This window comes from Paraburkholderia sp. BR10923, assembly GCF_040948765.1.
GTDB lineage: Bacteria > Pseudomonadota > Gammaproteobacteria > Burkholderiales > Burkholderiaceae > Paraburkholderia > Paraburkholderia youngii.
Map to the genome: position 1 here is coordinate 1 of NZ_JBFPKO010000192.1, position 303 is coordinate 303.

Consider the following 303-nt stretch of genomic DNA (forward strand, 5'->3'; position numbering starts at 1 on the left):
GTGGTAGCGGGCGCTGTCCTTGTCCAGCTGGGCCAGAAACCACAGCCGCTGCTGCGCAAACGACAGCTCAAGCGGCGCCTGGCGCGATACGGCTCCAATGGCCGGCAGCGCCTGCGCTGCCGCGCCGCTCACCGCTCCGGCCATGCCTGCGGCCAGATCGGCCAGCACCGGCCGCGCAAACAGCATCGCCAGCGACAGTTCCACACCCGCAATCTGCGACAGCCGGCTGAGCAGCCGCACAGCCAGCAGCGAATGGCCGCCCAGCTCGAAGAAGTGGTCATGCCGACCGACCCGCTCCAGACC

The 303-nt window shown here is 69.6% G+C and carries 1 protein-coding gene; it reads right to left on the reverse strand.

All coding sequences use genetic code 11. The features are described 5' to 3' along the window. A partial coding sequence (locus tag AB3X94_RS42070) for a phosphopantetheine-binding protein (RefSeq protein ID WP_368614496.1) occupies positions 1-303 on the reverse strand: 303 nt, incomplete at both ends.